The sequence below is a fragment of the Rhodopila sp. genome (assembly GCF_965276935.1).
In the GTDB taxonomy this organism is placed as follows: Bacteria; Pseudomonadota; Alphaproteobacteria; order Acetobacterales; family Acetobacteraceae; genus Rhodopila.
The window spans coordinates 236883-255276 of record NZ_CBDIBS010000004.1 but is presented as its reverse complement, the minus strand read 5'-3'; the positions used below and the strand labels follow the sequence as shown (position 1 = coordinate 255276).

Sequence of the window (18394 nt, the reverse complement as noted above, 5' to 3'; positions counted from 1 at the left end):
GACTGACCGAGCCTCAGGTGGCTGCACCGACGTGCTTCGGGAGACCGCGGCGCAGGCCGGAAACGACGTTCGCAAGTGGCTTGAAATCACTCGAAACACGCGCGAAGCAGGACGCACCGACGAAGCCAATGCGTTGCTTAAGGCGGCAGTGGAGCGATTTCCCGAAGATGCTTCGGTCTGGCACGATCTCGCCCGTCAGGCCGAGGTGAGGCAAGACTGGCGAGATGCCGAACGTTCCTGGTGGAAGTTCACCACGCTTGCACCGACCATTTGGTGGGGCGTCACGCATGTTGCCCAGACGGTGCGCCGGCAGGGACGCACCGCGGACGCGGATACGCTGCTGGCGGGCGCGCGCGAAAAGTTCCCGAACGAAGCCGGTGTATTCATCGAGCACGCGCGCCTGGCGGATGGTTGCCAAGACTGGCCGGAAGCCGGCGCGCGCTGGGCGGTGGTGGCCGAACGCTTCCCCGAGGTCAGGGACGCTCTGATCGGCCAGGCGCGCGCGTTGCGGGCGCAAGGTCATGTCGCCGCGGCGCGGCATGCCCTGACCCAGGCCGTTGCACATTTCCCGGCTCTGGCACAGCCGCCCGCCGAACTGGCTCGTCTTGAGGAGGCGCAGAGCAACTGGAGCGCGGCGGAGCGCTGGTGGCGCATCGCAATCGCCGCGGAACCCGGCTTCTGGCAGGCGCATTCCGCACTGGCGGCGGCGCTGCGGCAGCAAGGCGCGTTCGAGGCCGCGTCAGACATTCTCAGCAGTGCGATAACCCGATTCCCAGACGAGCCCGAGCTGCTTGTTTGCCACGCTCGGCTGGCCGACGCGGCGGGGGATCTCGCGGGGTCCGCGCAGCGCTGGGACGCGGTCTGCGAGCGATATCCGCATCTCCCCGCCGGGCCGCTCGGGTCCGCCCAGGCGGCGAGGTTGCAGGGCGAATGGGATAAGGCATCGAACACGCTTCGCGCTGCCACGGTGCGGTTCTCCAGGAATATCGACATTGCCCTGGAAAGCGGCAAGCTGGCGCAAACGCTGGGCCTGACGGACGACGCCGCGCGGCGGTTCCGCCATGCGATCTCGATTGAACCAGGCAATCCATTCCCTTACATCCATCTCGCGCGGCTTTATGTTTCGGTGGCGGACATTCCGACAGCCGAACAGGTGCTGACCGAGGGGGTGGAAAAGGCTGGGGCAGGCCTTCATCTTCTTCTCGATCTGGCATGTCTGTCGGAGCGCAAGAACGACTGGAACGAAGCGGCGCGGCGGTTCCGCCTCTGCCTTGAGCGCTTTCCCGACGAAACATCGGCCATCACCGGGCTGGCCGGGGCTCTCAACCATCAAGGCCTGCTGACGGAGGCCGAGGTGCTGTTAGGCAACGCGATTGAACGTTTTCCGGCCCGCGTCGAGTTGGCGATTGCAGGCCTGCGCCTGTCCGATGCAGGCGGAGCCATCCGAGACCAGGCCTATCTGGAACGCGCCCGCTTGCTGCAGGCGAAATTTCCCGACAATCACGACGTATGCCGCAGCATGGCCGATGCACTGTTGGTCAATCACCTGGACATCGAGGCGGAGACGTTCCTGCGTGCCAGCATCGGGCGATTTTCCTGCGAACCGGCGCTTTCGCATTTGCTGGCAATCGCTCTTGTCCGGCAGGAAAAATGGCATCCGGCGCTGGCCGCATTCGCTGATCACGTGGCGCGCTACCCACCAAACCCTCGTCTGCTCAACGATTATGCGAACGCGCTGATTACGGTGCAAAAATGGAATGATGCGAAAACGGTGATCCGTCAGGCGAACAACCTGTTCCCGGCGGACGTATCGTTCGATATATCGCTGCTGGACATCCTGATCGCGCAGAACGAGCTGGCCGAGGCCACGTCGCTGTGGCGGACGCTCGACGCCCGCCCCGGCGGAACGCCGTTGTTGCGCCGAGACCTGTTCGAGCGCCGCACCCTGTTGCTGGGACTGGGGACCGATCCGGTCGCGTCGATCCGGAACGCCCCCGCTGTTGTCGTTCCGGCGATCGGCGATGACATCGGCATCGAGGACATCGTCACCAGCTTCGAGAGCATGGGCGGCACCGGACTTGGTTGCGAGTTCGGCCTTTTTCAGCGGCATTTCGGTGCGGAGCCGTTGGGGCTGCTCCGCTGGACGGAAATGCGGCCGGAACAACTTCTCGCGGCGCTGGACGCCGGGTTCGAGGGTGTCGGCACGCCGGAGCAGACGATCCTGCGGTCGCCCGAGGGTGGCAGGCACCTGGAATATGGCGCCAGCGACCGGCGCTTCGGCATGATGATGCACACCTTCGTTCGTGCCGATCAGGTGCCCGCCGACAGGATGTTTGTGCAACTGTGCAGGCGTCTGACCTATCTGCGATCCAAGTTCATCGACGACCTGCATGGCGGCGACAAGATCTTTGTCTACAAGAACGCGCATCGAAACCTTTCGGAAACCGAGATCAAGCAGTTGCACAAGGCGGTTCGTGCATACGGTCGTTCAACGTTGCTGTATGTGCGTCTGCAAGACGAAAGCGCCCGCTTTGCCCATGTGGAGTCGCCGCAACCGGGATTGCTCGTTGGCCATATCGATCAGTTCTCGATCAGTCCTGATGGCGCGCAGATCAGCCTTCCTGCGAAGTCCTGGGCGGCGGTTGCCAGGAATGCCTATTGCCTTTGGCGACAGATGCGCGCCTCGGCCGACAACTGGTGACAATTCATATTATATGATTGCGAACGTAATGGCCGTCATGCAGAACCACACCGGTTACAGCGCGAAGGTGAGCTAGGACATGTCAACCAAGGGACGCCTCTGGGAGCAGAATCGCGCGCACGCCATGGACGCGATATACTGGCCGAAGCCCGCGCCGGTGATCCTGGCAAAAGACCTTTCAGCGTTCTATGCCTTTACCGGCGAGAAAATCGGCCGCAATGAACCGGTCGACTATCTCGAGTTCGGTGTCGCGCATGGCAAGAGCATGCAGGAGATGGTGACGATATTTACCAGCGCGCAAGCGCGTTTTCATGGCTTTGATAGCTTCATTGGATTGCCCGAGAAATGGCAGATGCATGACATCGGCGCATTCTCCAATCGCGGCGTGTTTCCACAGATCGGCGACGATCGTGTGCAATTCATAAAAGGCTGGTTCCAGAACTCGATTCCAAGTTTCCTTGATGATTTCAGCAAGGACCACACCCGACCTGTACTGGTACATTTTGATGCGGATTTGTATTCGTCAACCTTGTTCATTCTCGCCGCTTTGTGGTTCAAGCTGGATGAATATTATTTCCTGATGGATGATTTCATTTATGATGAGGTCATTGCCCTGCGTGACTTCGCCGCGGGATTTCCAGTCCAGGTCGAGTTCTTTGCCCAAACCAGGGGCGGCGGGGATCGGCCTAATCCGGATCAGGTATTTGGACACATGAAGCGCATCGCGTTCGAACCAGACGGGCTGAAGTAGCCGCTGAACCGGGCTTGCCGCTGTCGAGGCCCTGCTTGACCGGATCGGGATGATCGCGGCACATGCTCCAGGCAGATGGTCCGCGCGCACACGGCGGTTGTGGATTACGGCGGACCGTCACGCCGCATTGTTGCCGCCACCCTTCCCAGCCGCGAACCGCACCGCCTCCTCCGCCGCCCGCACTAACGCTCGTGCCTTTTGGCGGCACTCCTCGAACTCCGACGCCGCCACGCTGTCGGCGACGATGCCGGCGCCGGCTTGCACATACATTACGCCGTCCTTCACCAGCGCGGTGCGCAGCCCGATGCAGGTGTCCATCGTGCCGTTCGCTGCGAAGTAGCCGATGCAGCCGGCGTAGATGCCCCGCCGGTCCGGTTCCAGCTCCTCGATGATCTGCATCGCCCGCACCTTCGGCGCCCCCGACAGGGTCCCCGCCGGAAAGCCCCCCACCAGGGCGTCCAGCGCGTCCAGCCCGTCGCGCAAACGGCCCTCGACATTGGACGAAATATGCATCACGTGGCTGAACCGCTCGACAATGAAGCTCTCGGTCACCTTGACGCTGCCGATCGCCGAGACCCGCCCGACATCGTTGCGCCCCAGATCGAGCAGCATCAGATGCTCCGCCCGTTCCTTCGGATCAGCCAGCAGCTCGGCTTCCAGCGCCTTGTCTTCCTCATGCGTCGCACCCCGCGGTCGTGTCCCCGCCAGCGGCCGGATCGTCACCGTCCCATCGCGCAGCCGCACCAGGACCTCCGGCGACGAGCCCACCACGGAGAACCCGCCGAAATCCAGGAAGAACAGGAACGGTGCCGGATTGATCCGCCGCAGCGCCCGGTACAGCGAGAACGGCGGCAGCGCGAAGGGCACGGAGAAGCGCTGCGAAAGCACGATCTGGAACGCGTCGCCGGCGGCGATGTAGTCCTTGCACCGCGCCACCGCTGCGACGAACGCCGCTGCGGAGAAATTCGATCCCGGCGCCGGCGGATCGGGCAGCATCACCGGCGGCGGCTGATGCGGCAGCGGCCGCTCCAGCGCCGCCTCCGCCGCCGCCAGCCGGAGATCGGCCCGCTGCCAGGCGGTCGCGGCCGGGATGTCGCCGGCGGGATAGACCGGCGTGACCAGCGACAGCTCGTCGTTGACGTTGTCGAAGATGGCGAACAGCGTGGGACGGACCATCAGCCCCTCCGGCACGCCGATCACATCGCGGTTCTTGTCGGGCAGCACCTCCATCTGGCGGACCATGTCGTAGCCCAGGTAGCCGACCAGCCCGCCGGCCATCGGCGGCAGATGCGCCGGCACGTCCAGCCTTGTTTCCGCGATCAGCGCGCGCAGGCTTTCCAGCGCCGGCCGAACCTCCGGCACGAAGGCATGCGGCGCTGCAAGCGCATGGCGGTTGACGGCGGCGCGGCCGTCCTGGCAGCGCCAGATCAGGTCGGGCTGCATGCCGATCACAGAGTATCGGCCGCGCGCCGCGCCACCCTCCACGCTTTCCAGCAGAAATGCATTCGGCTGCCCGTGCGCCAGCTTCAGGAAGGCCGCGACCGGGGTTTCCAGGTCCGCCACGCCCTTGCGCCACACCAGGCTGCCGCGCCCTGCTTCGTAGGCCAGGCGGAAGGCGGCGAAGCCCGGGGGAACGGATACGTTCATGACGCTCTCTTTGCTGAAGCGGAAATGGCACTGGCAATGCAGATCGCCGCTCTTTTACCGGAGATGATCCCCTTGTCGATCAACGATTGCTCCGCGAGCCGTATGCGGGTATTTCGCTCGTGCGGTTCTGTGCGGGGGACGCCCAGTGATGCGTGTCGCTACCGCGATCACTTGCCGCCTCGACGGCCCGCGCGTGGTAATCCTCGCCGTGCGTCACGGCAAGGAACTGGGGTCTCCTTACCACCGTCGCTTGACGCGACAGCCCGAAGCCACCGTATGCACGTTCATGGACGACCTGCTTATGCTGCGCTCGGCATGAACACGCATCTCGAATCTGCCCCGAGGAAACCCACCCGATGCTGAAACCCACCTTGTCCGTCGTCGGGCTAGCCCTGCTGCTCGCCGCCTGTTCGACCGAGGGCAAGGTCACGCCGCTGCTGACCGGCGCCGCCGCCCCGCTCCCCAACGCGGCGACCTGGGCGCTCTCGGTCCAGGGCTGCCCGCAGCCCGACCAGTGCGAGGAGCTACTCACGGCCCTGGCCGGCCACTTGGTCGGCGCCGGGCTGGCCGCGCGCATCGCGCTCCCCGGCCAGCCCGCCGACCTCTCGCTCGACGTGCGCGTCACTCGGATACGGACGGTCTCCACAACGGCGCGGGTGGTCCTGGGCACGGTTGCGGGGCGCAACGTCGTCGTCGGCACGGACACGCTGCGCGACAGCACCGGCGCGGTGCTGCGCGCCTTCGAGGTCGAGGGCGACTCAGCCGCGCACCCGTTCAGCGGCCAGACTACCTTGCTCGACGCCGATCGGGAGTTCGCGACCGAGACGGTTGCGGCACTGCGCTGAGGCCGCCCCCAATGAGGCCTGTTCCCAACAGCCGTACCACCAGCCGCCAGAGCAACAACCCGTCCGCGTACCTCCGTTCGTGAAAGGCTGTGATTTCCCGTTATATTTCGCTTGGCATGCAATTTTGAGAAACCCGTGAGGTGAGCTCAAGATAGGGATCTTTAGGATATCACATCGATGACTGAGACCACCGGAACCGAAACCACCGGACGCCTAGACCGCGGCAACGGCACCGAACTCGCCTGGACTAGGCTGCAAGGCGCCGGCCCGACCGTGGTCTTCCTGCCCGGCTTTCGCAGCGACATGAATGGCGACAAGGCGACGGCGCTCGCCCTGTTCTGTGCCGAACGCGGCCAGGCGATGCTGCGCTTCGACTACTCCGGGCACGGCGCCAGCGGCGGCGACTTCCTGGACGGCACCATCGGCGCCTGGGCAGCCGATGCGCTGGCCGCGATCGACGCGTTGACCGCCGGCCGGCTGGTCCTGGTCGGCTCGTCGATGGGCGGCTGGATCGCGCTGCTGACGGCGCTGGCCCGTCCTAATCGGGTGGCCGCGCTGGTCGGCATCGCCGCGGCGCCGGATTTCACCCAGCGGCTGATGTGGGATGCCGCAACGCCAGCCGAACGCGCCACCTTGGAGCGGGACGGCGTGCTGCATGTGCCCAGCCAGTATGGCGAGCCGACGCCGATCACCCTCGGCCTGATAAAGGACGGCATCAATCATCTGGTGCTGACCGGGCGCATTCCGATCCACTGCCCGGTTCGGCTGCTGCACGGTCAGGCGGACCCGGATGTGCCGTGGGAGCTTGCCCTGCGGATCGCCGAACAGGTCGAAACGCCCGATGCCCGGGTAATCCTGGTCAAGGACGGCGACCACCGGCTGTCGCGTCCGGCCGACCTTGATCTGCTACGGCGAACGCTGGCCGAGTTCCTCGGCCAGGATGCCGCGTAGCCCCTCGCGATAGGTCGGATACAGCCAGGAAATCCCAAGCGCGGCCTTGGTCTTGGCACTGGCGACCTGGCGGCTTTCCGCCCAGAAGCCGCGCGCCATCGGGCTCATGCCGGGCAATGCGTCGGCCAAGCCGATCGCCGGCGGCGGCGGTGCCCCCAGCAGCGCCGCCGCCTCGGCCACCACCAGGGCGGATTCCGAGGGTTCGTCATCGTTCAGGTTCAGCACGCGGCGGCCAAGCGGGAGGTCAATCGTGCGGTCCTGCCGCATCGCCGCGACGACGGCCCGGGCAATGTCGTTGCGATGGATGCGGCCGAATTTGTGGCCGAACGCGATCAGACGGCGGGCGCGTCCGGCGCGAACGTCGTCCAACGCGGAGCGGCCCGGGCCATAGATCCCTGCCAGCCGAAAGATGTCGACGGTTCGGCGGTCGGCAAATGCCGACCAGGCATTCTCCACCTCCAGGCGGCGCTGGCCGCGCGCCTGCGACGGGGCGGCCGGTGTGTCCTCGTCCACCCAGCCGCCGCCGCGGTCGCCATAGACGCCGGTCGTCGACAGGTAGCCGATCCAGCGCAGGTCCGGCGCCGCCGCGATCGCCGCGCCATAGCGCGCCAGCACAGGGTCCTGGTCGCCATCGGGGCCGGCGGTGGTCAGCAGATGGGTGGCTGACCTGATCGCCGCGTCGGCGGCGTCGAACCGGATCGTGCCAGTCTCGCCGGCCCTGGTCGTCGCGGTCACCGCGAACCCGGCCGCCTGGGCCGCGTCGGCGATGGCCGTGCCGCTGTAACCACGCCCGAAGATCAGCAACTGGTTCATGCCACGCCTCGCCGCCGCAGGATGGCCTGGCCGACCGCGTCCAGGCCGAAATTCATTACGATGCCGGCCAGCGCCAGCAGCACCAGCGCCGCGAACATGCGCGGCATCTCCAGCCGGAAACTGGCCTCCAGGATGCGGTAGGCAAGCCCCGAGGCGAAACCGCCAGACCCCGCCACCAGTTCCGCCACCACCGCGCCGACCAGCGCCAGGCCGCCCGAGATGCGCAGGCCGGACAGGAAGAACGGCAGCGCGGCGGGCAGCCGCAGCAAGCTCATGGTGCGCCACCGGCTGGCGCCATACAGCCGGAACAGGTCGTTCAGTTCAGCCGGCGGCGAGGCCAGCCCGGTCGCGGTGTTGGCGAACAGCGGGAAGAACGCGATGATCGTGGCGCAGACCACCAGGGCGGCGAACGGCTCGCCCACCCAGATGATGATCAGCGGCGCGATCGCCGGCAGCGGGGTGACCTGCAGCGCCACCGCCCAGGGCTGGATCGCCGCCTGCGCCAGCCGGCTGGCCGACATCGCCACCGCCATCGCGCCGCTCAGCACCGCGGCGGCCAGCAGGGCGGCAAAGGTAACCAGCAAGGTGGAGGCCAGCGCCTCCAGCAGCCCCACCGGATCAGCCGCGAAGGCGCCGACGATCGCGATCGGACCAGGCAACTGGTAGACCGGCACGTCGAACAGCCGCACCGCACCCTCCCACAGCGCCAGCGCCAGCAGGCCGAACAGTGCGGGCGCCCATCGCATCGGCGCGCTGTCGTGCACGCCGCGTCTCATCTCAACGCCTCCGCCATGCTACGGGTGATCCGCGCCACCAGTTCGGCATACGCCGGGTCAAGCCGCGTCTCGGGTTCGGCTTGCAGCGCCGAGGCGATCTCGCGATCGATCCGGCCGGGACGGGGGGTCATCAACACGATACGGCGGGCGAGGAACGCCGCCTCGTAGATCGAGTGGGTAACGAACACCACGGTGCAGCCGGCCGATTGCCAGACCGCCAGCAGATCGGCCTGCAAAGCGTGACGGGTGAACTCGTCCAGCGCGGCGAACGGCTCGTCCATCAGCAGCAGGCGTGGTTGGGTGACCAGCGCGCGCGCGATCGAGACCCGCATGCGCATCCCACCGGAAAGCTGTCGCGGACGCATGGTCTCGAACCCGGCCAGGCCGACGCGGGCAAGCGCGTCGCGGACCCGCGGCATGGCGGCCCGCTTCGTCACGCCGCGCAGGCGCAGCGGCAGCAAGACGTTGTCCTCGGCGGTGGCCCAGGGCAGCAGGGTAGGGTCCTGGAACACGTAGCCGATGTCGCCAAACGCCGGAGGACCGCTGTCCCAGTCCAGCCGGCCATCATCCGGCTGGTCCAGGCCGGCGATCAGCCGCAGCAAGGTCGACTTGCCGCAGCCGGAGGGGCCAAGCAGGACGATGAAGTCGGCTTCGTGCAGGCGCAGGCAGGTGTCGCGCAGCGCCTCGGTGCCGCCGGGAAAGCGGCGGCCGACATGGCTGACCGTCAGCACCGAGGGCTCAAGGCCGCATCCCGACCTTCTGGTCGACGAAGCGCAGGGTGTAGGCCTTGCTGATGTCAATGCCTTTTGGATACAGCCCCTGATCCAGCGTGGCCGCGTAGAACTGCTGCCAGCGCTGCGCCGTCATCGCGCCGATCCCCATCGTCGCCGCGTCGCCCGAGTCCACAATGCCGTGCGACTTCATCGACGACCGGCCGTAGTCGATCAGCGCCTGGGTCATCTCCGGATTGGCTTTCAGGATCAGCGCGTTCCCGGGACCTGGATCGCCATTCAGGTATGAGTAGTAACCCTCGATCGAGGCGTTGACGAAGCGCTGCACCAGGTCCGGCTGCTGCGCGATCCGCTTGTCCGATGTCGCGATCAGGCTGGAGTAGCCCTGGAAGCCGGCATCGGCGACCAGCAGCACCACCGGATCGAAATGCGCCGCCTGCTTGATGGAGAACGGCTCCGACCCGAGGTAGCCCTGCTGAATCGCTTTCTTGTCGGCCAGGAAGGGTGCGAGGTTGAAGGTGTACGGCCTGATCTGGCTGTCCGAGTAGCCGAACTTGGCCTTGAGGAAATTCCACCAACCAACCCGCGTGTCGGCGCTGATCATGATCGGCTTGCCCTTCAGCGCCGGAAAGCTGTCGTTGCCCTCGCCGGGATGGGCGATCAGCACCGCTGGGTCCTTCTGGAAGATCGAGGCGACGGTGCGGAACGGGATGTTCTCCTTGACGAAGTTCAGCGCCAGGAAGGCGTTGCTGGTGATGTTGAAATCCAGCCGCCCGGCCAGCAGCAACTGGGTGTGGTTGACCTGCGGGCCGCCCTGCTGGATCACCACGTCAAGCCCGTTTTTCTGGTAGAGGCCGGTCGCCAGCGCCTGGTAGTAGCCGCCGTACTCGGCCTCGGCTTTCCAATCCAGGCCGAAGGTGATCTTGTCGTTCGCCCATGCCGCGACAGGCACCAGGACGACGGATAACACGACGACGGCGAGCATCGCGGGCCGGGCACGCATCAAGGGGATCCCTTTCGATGTCAGGCGGCAAGAATGACACCGATGGGGATGGAGGCAAGATGGGAACGGACCTGAGTTTCGGCCTGGCGGGGCGGCGGGCGATCGTCACCGGACATCGCGGCGGCATCGGCGGCGCGATTTTCGAGACGCTGACCCGAGACGGCGTGGCGGTGATCGGCCTCGACCTGCCCGACTTCGACCTGTCCGACACCGGCTCCTTGGAGCACCGCCTCGCCGCGCTGATGGCCGAACGCGGGCCGGTGGACATCCTGGTCAACAACGCCGGCGTCACGGTCCTGGGCTCCGTGCTGGAAACCTCGCTGGCGGAGGTGGAGCGGGTGTTCCGGGTCAACTTCCTGGCGGCCTATGCGCTGATGCGCGCGGTGCTGCCCGGCATGGTGGCGCGCCGGCGCGGCGCCATCGTCAATATCGCGTCCGACCAGGCGCTGATCGGCAAGCAGGTCAGTGCCGCCTATGGCGCATCGAAGGCGGCGATCGCGCAACTGTCCCGATCGGCGGCGCTGGACTGGGCGCGGTTCGGCATCCGGGTGAACTGCATCGCGCCCGGCAGCACCGACACCGCCATGTTGGCGACGGTGATCGACGACCTGGCGGCACGCTATCCGGACCGGTTCGCGGCCTCCTCCGCCGACGCCTACAGGTCCGGCGTTCCGCTGGGCCGCTTCGCCGATCCATCCGAGATCGCGACGGCGGTGGCGTTCCTGGCCTCGGATGCCGCGTCGTTCATCACCGGCGCCGTGCTGCCGGTTGATGGCGGCGGCACGGCACAATAGACAGGGGACGCCATGCGGCAGGCTGTGGTCACCGGCGGCACGCGCGGGATCGGCCGGGCGGTGGCGGACCGGCTGGCGCAAGAAGGCTGGGACGTGCTTGTGCTGGCCCGTCGCCCGGTGGCGGACTGCCCGCACCGGTTCGTCGCCTGCGACGTAGCCGACCCGGCCGCCGTGCGGACGGTCTTCGCCACGCTCTCCCAGGTCGACGTACTGGTGAACTGCGCCGGGATCGCCGGCGCCAACCCGCTGGACGGCGACGACGCGCTTTGGCATGCGATCATCGCCTCCAACCTGCATGGCACCTATCACTGCTGCAAGGCGGTCCTGCCGCTGCTGCCGGACGGCACTGGGCGGATCGTCAACCTGGCGTCGGTGCTGGGGCTGCGCGGCGTGCCCGACCAGACCGCCTACTGCGCCGCTAAGCATGCGGTGGTCGGGTTGACCCGCGCGCTGGCGCTGGCGCTGGCGCCGCGTGGCATCACCGTGAACGCGCTCTGTCCCGGCTGGGTGGACACCGAGATGGCGACCCGGCGCTATGCCGAACTTGGCATCACGCCGGAACAGGCCGCCGCTTCGGTGCCGACCGGCCGCATTGCCTCGCCGCGCGACATCGCCGATGCCGTCGTGTGGCTGTTGCGCCGTGAATCGCACGGCATCACCGGCCATGCCTTGCCGATCGACGGAGGTAGCCTGGCGCTGCCGTGAGGACACATGACTGGCTGCCGGTCGCGGCGACAGATCGTCATGGCAACAGCGACACCGACTCCTGCACGTCGTGGCTTATGAAAAAAGGCCTTCTTTTCTGGAGAAAAGAAGCAAAAGACTTTTGCATGCTGTCGCGGCGCTGTCCCTGACAACGTGCGCCCTGCGAGCAAGAATATCGTGGTTTCAACAAAGTTGAGGAGCGTTCCGATGCTGACCACTCACATGGTGCCCGTACGCGATGGCGTGCGGCTGGCGACCGACGTCTATCTGCCGGACGGAGCAGGGCCGCTTCCGGTGGTCATGGAGCGCACGCCGTACGGCCGCCATTTGGCCAGTCGCAGTGAGATCACCTCGGCCAATCGCACGCCCGCCTCGCGCGCCGAAATCGCCTCCGAGTTCACCGCACACGGCTATGCAGTGGTGTATCAGGACACGCGCGGTCGCTACGGCTCGGAAGGTCGCTTCGTCAAGTACCTGTCGGATGGCGAGGACGGGTTCGATACCTGCGCCTGGCTGCGGGAGCAGCCCTGGTGCGACGGGCGCATCTGCACCATGGGCCTGTCTTATGCGGCGCATACCCAGGCGGCCCTGGCATGTCTCGATCCACCCGGCCTGGTGGCGCAGATCCTGGATTGCGGCGGCTTCGCCAATTCCTGGCAGGCCGGCATTCGTCAGTCGGGCGCGTTCGAGCTGAAGCAGGTCACCTGGGCGTTCCACCAGGCGATCGTTTCGCCAGAGGCCGAGGCCGATCCGGTGATGAAGGCCGCGCTGAAGTCCGAGGATATCGCCGAGTGGTTCACCCGCATGCCCTGGCATCCGGGTCACTCGCCGTTGCGGCACCATCCCGACTACGAGGCCTATCTGTTCGAGCAATGGACCCATGGCGCCTTCGATCAATTCTGGCAGCAGCTCGGTATCTGGACCGAGGGTTGGCACGATCGTTACGCGAAGGCGGCCTGCGTGCATATGTCATCGTGGTGGGATCCGTATCCGCTGACCGCGACCTCCAACTACATGGGATTGAAGCGGGCGGGGCGGGGTTCGCAGCGGCTGATCCTGGGACCGTGGAAGCATGGCGATCGGTCCGATTCGTGTTTCGGCGACGTCGAGTTTGGTGCGGACGCACCGCTCGATGCATGGGCTGGGGACTGGCGGCAATATCGGGTGCGCTTCTTCGATCACGTGGTGAAAGGCGCGCCGCTGGACGAACCGTCCGTCCGGATTTTCGTGATGGGCGGCGGCAGCGGCCGGCGCAACGCGGCCGGCAGGCTGGAACATGGAGGACGATGGATCAGCGCCGCCGACTGGCCGCTGCCAAATGCCGAACCCACGTCATTTTACCTCCATAACAACTTTGCGCTCGACCTTGCGCCGCCGTGCGACACCGCTGCACCGGTTTCGTATGATTTCGACCCCGTGCGCCCGGTGCCGACGATTGGCGGGGCGATGAGCAGTCTGGAACCCGTGGCCTCCGCTGGCGCCTGGGATCAGGTGGAAGCGCCCGAATTCTTCGGTTGCACGCCACCCTATCTGCCGCTGGCCTCGCGCCCCGACGTGCTGGCGTTCCAGACCGAGGCACTGCGCTCACCGGTGCAGGTGGTCGGGCCGGTTGAGGCGGAGTTCTGGGTGACCACCAATGGTCCCGACACCGATTTCACCGCCAAGCTGATCGACGTGCATCCGCCCAGCGCCGATTATCCGCGCGGCTATGCCATGATCCTGACCGATGGCATCCTGCGACTGCGCTACGCCGAGGATCCGTCCCACCCGCGCCTGCGCGAGCCTGAGGAAGTCACGCGCATCCGCATCACGCTGTTCCCCACCGCGAACCTGTTCCTCCCCGGCCATCGCATCCGTCTGGATGTCTCGTCCTCGAACTTTCCAAAGTTCGACGTGAACCCGAATACTGGGGAGCCGGAGGGCCTGGCACGACGGCGGCGCGTTGCGACCAACACTGTGTTCATGGATGCCGGCCGGCCGAGCCGCGTGGTGCTGCCGCTGTTGGCGGTGTAACAGGCTTGCCGCTCGCTTTTATTGCCGCCGGCGTCGCTGCCACCCGATCGCGGTATCTACGCGATTGGCGACATTCACGGCAGCGATGCGCGGCTTGGCAACCTTCACGCGCTTGTCGCCTACCCGTGTGGACGACCCCTGGGATTCAAGGCTGGGCGAGGGACCAACCGCGGGTCGAATATCAACAAGCCAATGCTGAAGCCGACAGAAGGCAAAATGTGACAATCTGAAGAATGTTACTTTCGTAGGATGGTTGGGGTTTGGCGCGGCACATAACATCGGCTAGACGGCACGAGGTTTGGCGGAAGTCCGATTCGCCGGAGGTCTTGATGGACAGATAGACGTTACGGTAACTGCGAACGAATGCTCATCTTGAACAGTCACCGTATTAAGACGACTTGATGTCGCTTCCAGGTCAGTCTCCGTTCCAGGTTTGCTCGAACAGGCTCCACCGGCTGCTGTTGGACATGGTCCCCCGAAGGGACAAGGAGTAAGGCCATGACAAGAGCTTTGGAAACAGCGATGGTGGCGGAGGCGTATGGCCGCTGGGCGCCGATCTATGACCTCGTCTTTGGTCCGGTGTTCAGGCGCGGGCGAAGTGCCGCCATCGACGCCGCCGACCGCGTCGGCGGCCGCATCCTGGAAGTCGGTGTCGGCACCGGCCTTTCGCTCGAAGGCTACGCCAGAAGCAACACCTTGTTCGGCGTCGATATCTCCGGACCGATGCTGAGCAAAGCCCGTCAACGCGTGGCACGACTACGGCTTGATCACGTCGAGGGTCTCGCCATCATGGACGCCGAGCGGCTGACGTTTCCAGATAACTCCTTCAATGTCGTTGTAGCTCAATATGTGGTGACCGCCGTCCCGCATCCGGAGAAAGCCCTGGACGAGTTTCTTCGCGTGCTGAAACCAGACGGCGAGATCGTCATCACCAGCCGCATCGGCGCGGAAGCAGGCATGCGGCGCACGCTGGAGAAATGGTTGATGCCGATGACCAGCCGACTTGGCTGGCGCACGGAGTTTCCCTGGGGGCGCTATGAGCGGTGGGCCGCCGAGTTGCCGTCGGTGCGCCTGTTGGAGCGTCGTCCAATTCCACCGTTCGGCCACTTCTCGCTAATCCGATTCACCAAGCGTCCGACCGGCTCCGGGCCCAATAAGGCAGCCGCGGCCGAGGCAATTCATTAATGAATGGCGCCCGACAGCCGCACGATCGAGCACACCGGCGGTCACGGATCATCTCGTTTTTTCGCTAACGTTCATGCTCAGGTGTATCTCGATGACCGAAAAGGAATATCCATGAGGAGCTTTCTTGACCTTCTGAAAGTACAGCGTTGGGATGATCATCGCTATTATCATCACAGTCGCATCAATCAGACGCTGCATCTGATCAGCGCGATCAGCTTCTTATGCGCTTATATCATGGTGTTCAGGGATCCCGCCAAGGCCGCCCTGATCGGATGGCTGGTGGCAATGACAACCCGGCAGCTCGGGCACTTCTTCTTCGAGCCGAAAGGCTATGACGAAGTCAATCAGGCCACGAACGAATATAAGGAAGAAATCAAGGTCGGCTACAATATTCACCGCAAGATCGTGCTGATGACGATCTGGGCATTGTCGCCTTTCCTGCTTCTTGCCGATCCAACCTTGCTGGGTAGCTGTCAGCCACCCGTCAAGCCGAGCGATTTCATCTACCATCTGGGAAACTTCTGGCTGCTCATTGGCGTCAGCGGCCTGCTGTTTCGGACATTGCACCTGTTTTTCATCAAGGATTTGCAGACCGGCCTGGCCTGGGCCACCAAAATCATCACCGACCCCTTCCACGATATCAGGCTTTACTATCGAGCACCGACCTACCTGTTGCATGGTCAGCTATTTGATACCTCGATCGCACAGGACCATCCGCAAGAAGTCGAACTGTGACACTCTAGCCACCGTCCGGTCTCCCCCGATGACCCGATGCTCGCTATGAAGCGATTGAGCGACCAAGCCGAGCGCGCGGCCATTGCTTCCTTTTGGGATCTAGCAACTTCGGGAACTTGCTCGGAGCCTCACTTGTCTATCTGACCTGCCAACGACACCGCCAAGTATCTCACGCAGGATCTGCCGCCTGATCGACTTGTTCGTCAGGGTCGCGCTGCTCCACCACCAGCCATCCGCTTCCATCGCCTTGGCCGCCGCCACAAACCGTTCCATGACCTCGGTGAAATCCGCCTCACTGTAATTCAGGCTGAAGATCATACGACCGGTGCCCACCCAACTCAGTGCAAGTCCTTTGGCTCTCAAGTAATACTGCAACATCCAGTTGTAGCGGCTCGGCTTAGTGTAGCAGACTGTCCAGATGGAAGACAGATTGGCCACCCTGACCGGAAGATCATTCTGGCTCAACCGGCGGTTAAGCTGTTCGGCTCGTTCATTCCAAAGCGCGTCCAGACCTTGATAAAGCTGCATGATCTCCGGACTCGCCAGGCGACGAAGAAACTCATGCATCGAGCCCATGACGTAAGGATGCGCGTTGAAGGTGCCCCGCGCGAAGCAGACATCGACGGGCCGGTCGTCCCGATAGCGTTTCATCAGCGCGTGCCGGCCACACAGCACGCCAACCGGCAACCCACCGCCGAGTGTCTTGCCATAGGTAATCAGATCGGGCTGGACATCGAAATATTCCCGTGCACCGCCCGGTGCGAGCCTGAAACCGACAAACACCTCATCGAAGATCAACGGAATGTCGCGGTCGCTGCAGACCGCGCGCAGTTGCTTCAGCCATGCGGTATAGGCCGGGCGGTCGAAGCGTGCGTTCCTGCCACTGTCGACCAGCGCCGAATCCGCTGGGGCCGCCGCATTCGGATGCAACGCCTGAAGCGGGTTGACCAGAACACAGGCAATGTCGCGCCGTCCGCGCAGCACGCGCAGCGATTGCTCCGACATGTCCGCGAGCGTATATGTATCGCGGGCTGTCATCGGATTGCCGATGCCGGGCTGCACATCGCCCCACCAGCCGTGATAGGCGCCACAGAAGCGCACAAGATGCGAGCGTCCCGTATGGTAGCGCGCCAGCCGCACGGCCTGCATCACGGCCTCGGTGCCGGACATGTGGAAGGATACCTCGTCGAGACCGGAAATCGCGCGAAGCCGCTCGACGTTGTAGGCCACGACGGGATGGTACGCGCCCAGCACCGGCCCGAGGTTGCCGACCTGCCGCGTGCCGCTCGCGATGCACGCCTTGTAGAAGTCGTATCCGAAGAGATTGACGCCGTAGGAGCCGGCAAGGTCGTACAGGACATTGCCGTCAAGATCAGTGAAGGTCACGCCGCAAGACGACTTCAGGAACGCGCCGGCACGAAGGTGCTGACGGACGACGCGGCTGTACTGGAACGGAACCCGGTAGGTGTCGATGAACTGCAGATCGGACAGGCCATCCTTGATCTCGGCCGTCCGCGCGCTGGTTTTCGCGAATTTCTCCTGGTAGAGATGCGACAGGCGCAAAAACCCAATCCGGCGGCGGATCGCGACCGTTTCTGGCGCATCATCCGACCGGAAGAACCGCTCTTCATCATATTCATAGAAGGGAATCAACGATGCGATCCGGCGGGCCATTCGGGCATGGCCCGTCAGCGAACGGTGCTTTGCCTTCGATAATGCAAGCCGTGGTCTGGCCTTCATGAGCAAGGCCGTCACCACGCCCGCACCGGTTCCATACATGACAAGGCTGCATAATTCCATGTCGCCGCCTTACCGACCTTTTATGCTTTCGGGATGACATCACCATGACGTTTCGATCGGTGATCGCAAGTATCGTCCAGCAGGAAGACATCAACTTCCTTTTGACTAATCGCATCCCGCGGCGGCTTGCCACGCAATTCTTTGGTTGGTTCAGTCAGATCGAGCAGCCTTTCGTGCGTGACCTGTCGATCGGTCTCTGGCGGCTTTGTTCCGACCTCGACTTGAGTGATGCGCGGCAGCAGCGCTTTCGCAGCCTGCATGATTGCTTCATCCGCCAACTGCGGGATGGCGCGCGCCCGGTCGATGCCGATCCAAATCTGCTTGTCAGTCCGTGCGACGCGATCGTCGGAGCCGCCGGGCTGGTCGAGGACGGCCAAGTTTTGCAGATCAAGGGGTTTCCCTATCGGGTGCGCGATCTGTTCGGCGACGAGAACCATGCCGCGATCTTCAGCAACGGCTGCTACGTGACGCTGCGTCTGACCGCGACCATGTATCACCACTTCCATGCGCCGCATGACTGCCTGATCCAGTCCACGACCTATGTCTCCGGCGATACCTGGAACGTCAATCCAATCGCGCTGAAGCGCGTCGAACGCCTGTTCTGCAAGAACGAGCGTGCCGTGATCCGGACCAGACTGTCCGCCTCCGGCCACTCCGTTACCTTGGTGCCGGTCGCGGCCATCCTGGTGGCCAGCCTCCGTCTCAGCTTTCTCGACCCTTCGCTTGATCTTCGCCGGGCAGGTCCACGGACCATCCGCTGCGATGCGGCTGTTCAGAAGGGCGAGGCGATGGGATGGTTCCAGCACGGATCGACCATCATTGTCTTCGCGCCGAAAGGATTCAGGTTGTGTGAGACGGTCCGGCCTGGCGCCATGATCCGCGTTGGGCAACCACTCATGCGCTTGCCCGAAGCGGCAACGGCCGCCAGCCGCTAATCCTGACCA

Annotated in this window: 16 protein-coding genes; 10 read left to right on the top strand and 6 right to left on the bottom strand. The window is 64.6% G+C overall.

Annotation, left to right across the window (positions count from 1 at the left end):
• Nucleotides 1-31: 31 nt before the first annotated feature.
• Nucleotides 32-2701, top strand: coding sequence for a tetratricopeptide repeat protein (locus tag ACQY4S_RS17530; RefSeq protein ID WP_428486523.1), 2670 nt, complete (start codon nt 32-34; stop codon nt 2699-2701).
• Nucleotides 2702-2858: 157 nt separating this feature from the next.
• The gene (locus ACQY4S_RS17525) at nt 2859-3452 is read left to right on the top strand and encodes a TylF/MycF/NovP-related O-methyltransferase (RefSeq protein ID WP_428486522.1); all 594 of its coding nucleotides are present in this window, start codon (nt 2859-2861) and stop codon (nt 3450-3452) included.
• A 117-nt stretch (nt 3453-3569) separates the two neighbouring features.
• On the opposite strand, the gene trpE is transcribed toward ACQY4S_RS17525, so the two are convergent.
• On the bottom strand, nt 3570-5099 hold the full coding sequence (gene trpE / locus ACQY4S_RS17520; protein ID WP_428486521.1) for an anthranilate synthase component I: 1530 nt from the start codon (nt 5097-5099) through the stop codon (nt 3570-3572).
• Nucleotides 5100-5455: 356 nt separating this feature from the next.
• Here trpE and ACQY4S_RS17515 point away from each other — a divergent pair, with 356 nt between their 5' ends.
• Entirely contained in the window at nt 5456-5944 is a 489-nt protein-coding gene (locus tag ACQY4S_RS17515; RefSeq protein WP_428486520.1) for a DUF4410 domain-containing protein, read from the top strand.
• Between the two features lie 177 nt (nt 5945-6121).
• Complete coding sequence (locus ACQY4S_RS17510; protein WP_428486519.1) at nt 6122-6895, top strand: alpha/beta hydrolase; 774 nt, start codon at nt 6122-6124, stop codon at nt 6893-6895.
• Here the strand turns inward: ACQY4S_RS17510 and ACQY4S_RS17505 are convergent.
• From ACQY4S_RS17505 to ACQY4S_RS17490, 4 genes are read right to left on the bottom strand one after another with little or no spacing between them, the layout of a single operon-like run.
• On the bottom strand, nt 6851-7708 hold the full coding sequence (locus tag ACQY4S_RS17505; protein ID WP_428486518.1) for an SDR family NAD(P)-dependent oxidoreductase: 858 nt from the start codon (nt 7706-7708) through the stop codon (nt 6851-6853). The genes ACQY4S_RS17510 and ACQY4S_RS17505 overlap by 45 nt on opposite strands.
• Complete coding sequence (locus ACQY4S_RS17500) at nt 7705-8484, bottom strand: ABC transporter permease (RefSeq protein WP_428486517.1); 780 nt, start codon at nt 8482-8484, stop codon at nt 7705-7707. Before ACQY4S_RS17500 ends, ACQY4S_RS17505 begins: the two co-directional genes overlap by 4 nt.
• Nucleotides 8481-9215, bottom strand: coding sequence for an ABC transporter ATP-binding protein (locus ACQY4S_RS17495; protein WP_428486516.1), 735 nt, complete (start codon nt 9213-9215; stop codon nt 8481-8483). The genes ACQY4S_RS17500 and ACQY4S_RS17495 overlap by 4 nt, the downstream gene beginning before the upstream one ends.
• A 7-nt stretch (nt 9216-9222) precedes the next feature.
• The gene (locus tag ACQY4S_RS17490) at nt 9223-10218 is read right to left on the bottom strand and encodes an ABC transporter substrate-binding protein (RefSeq protein WP_428486515.1); all 996 of its coding nucleotides are present in this window, start codon (nt 10216-10218) and stop codon (nt 9223-9225) included.
• Between the two features lie 17 nt (nt 10219-10235).
• Between ACQY4S_RS17490 and ACQY4S_RS17485 the strand changes: the two genes are divergently transcribed.
• From ACQY4S_RS17485 to ACQY4S_RS17465, 5 genes are all read left to right on the top strand, one after another.
• The gene (locus ACQY4S_RS17485) at nt 10236-11012 is read left to right on the top strand and encodes an SDR family NAD(P)-dependent oxidoreductase (protein WP_428486514.1); all 777 of its coding nucleotides are present in this window, start codon (nt 10236-10238) and stop codon (nt 11010-11012) included.
• A 12-nt stretch (nt 11013-11024) separates the two neighbouring features.
• Nucleotides 11025-11717 carry an SDR family NAD(P)-dependent oxidoreductase gene (locus tag ACQY4S_RS17480; protein WP_428486513.1) on the top strand — a complete coding sequence of 231 codons (693 nt, stop codon included), beginning with the start codon at nt 11025-11027 and terminating at the stop codon, nt 11715-11717.
• Between the two features lie 207 nt (nt 11718-11924).
• Complete coding sequence (locus tag ACQY4S_RS17475) at nt 11925-13730, top strand: CocE/NonD family hydrolase (protein WP_428486512.1); 1806 nt, start codon at nt 11925-11927, stop codon at nt 13728-13730.
• A gap of 498 nt (nt 13731-14228) precedes the next feature.
• Nucleotides 14229-14915 carry a class I SAM-dependent methyltransferase gene (locus tag ACQY4S_RS17470; protein WP_428486511.1) on the top strand — a complete coding sequence of 229 codons (687 nt, stop codon included), beginning with the start codon at nt 14229-14231 and terminating at the stop codon, nt 14913-14915.
• Nucleotides 14916-14918: 3 nt separating this feature from the next.
• Nucleotides 14919-15650 (top strand): hypothetical protein, encoded by a 732-nt coding sequence (locus ACQY4S_RS17465; protein ID WP_428486510.1) that lies wholly within the window; start codon nt 14919-14921, stop codon nt 15648-15650.
• Between the two features lie 99 nt (nt 15651-15749).
• On the opposite strand, the gene ACQY4S_RS17460 is transcribed toward ACQY4S_RS17465, so the two are convergent.
• Entirely contained in the window at nt 15750-17303 is a 1554-nt protein-coding gene (locus ACQY4S_RS17460; protein WP_428486509.1) for an aminotransferase class III-fold pyridoxal phosphate-dependent enzyme, read from the bottom strand.
• A 191-nt stretch (nt 17304-17494) separates the two neighbouring features.
• On the opposite strand from ACQY4S_RS17460, the gene asd reads away from it, so the two are divergent.
• On the top strand, nt 17495-18385 hold the full coding sequence (asd, locus tag ACQY4S_RS17455) for an archaetidylserine decarboxylase (RefSeq protein ID WP_428486508.1): 891 nt from the start codon (nt 17495-17497) through the stop codon (nt 18383-18385).
• Nucleotides 18386-18394: the final 9 nt, after the last annotated feature.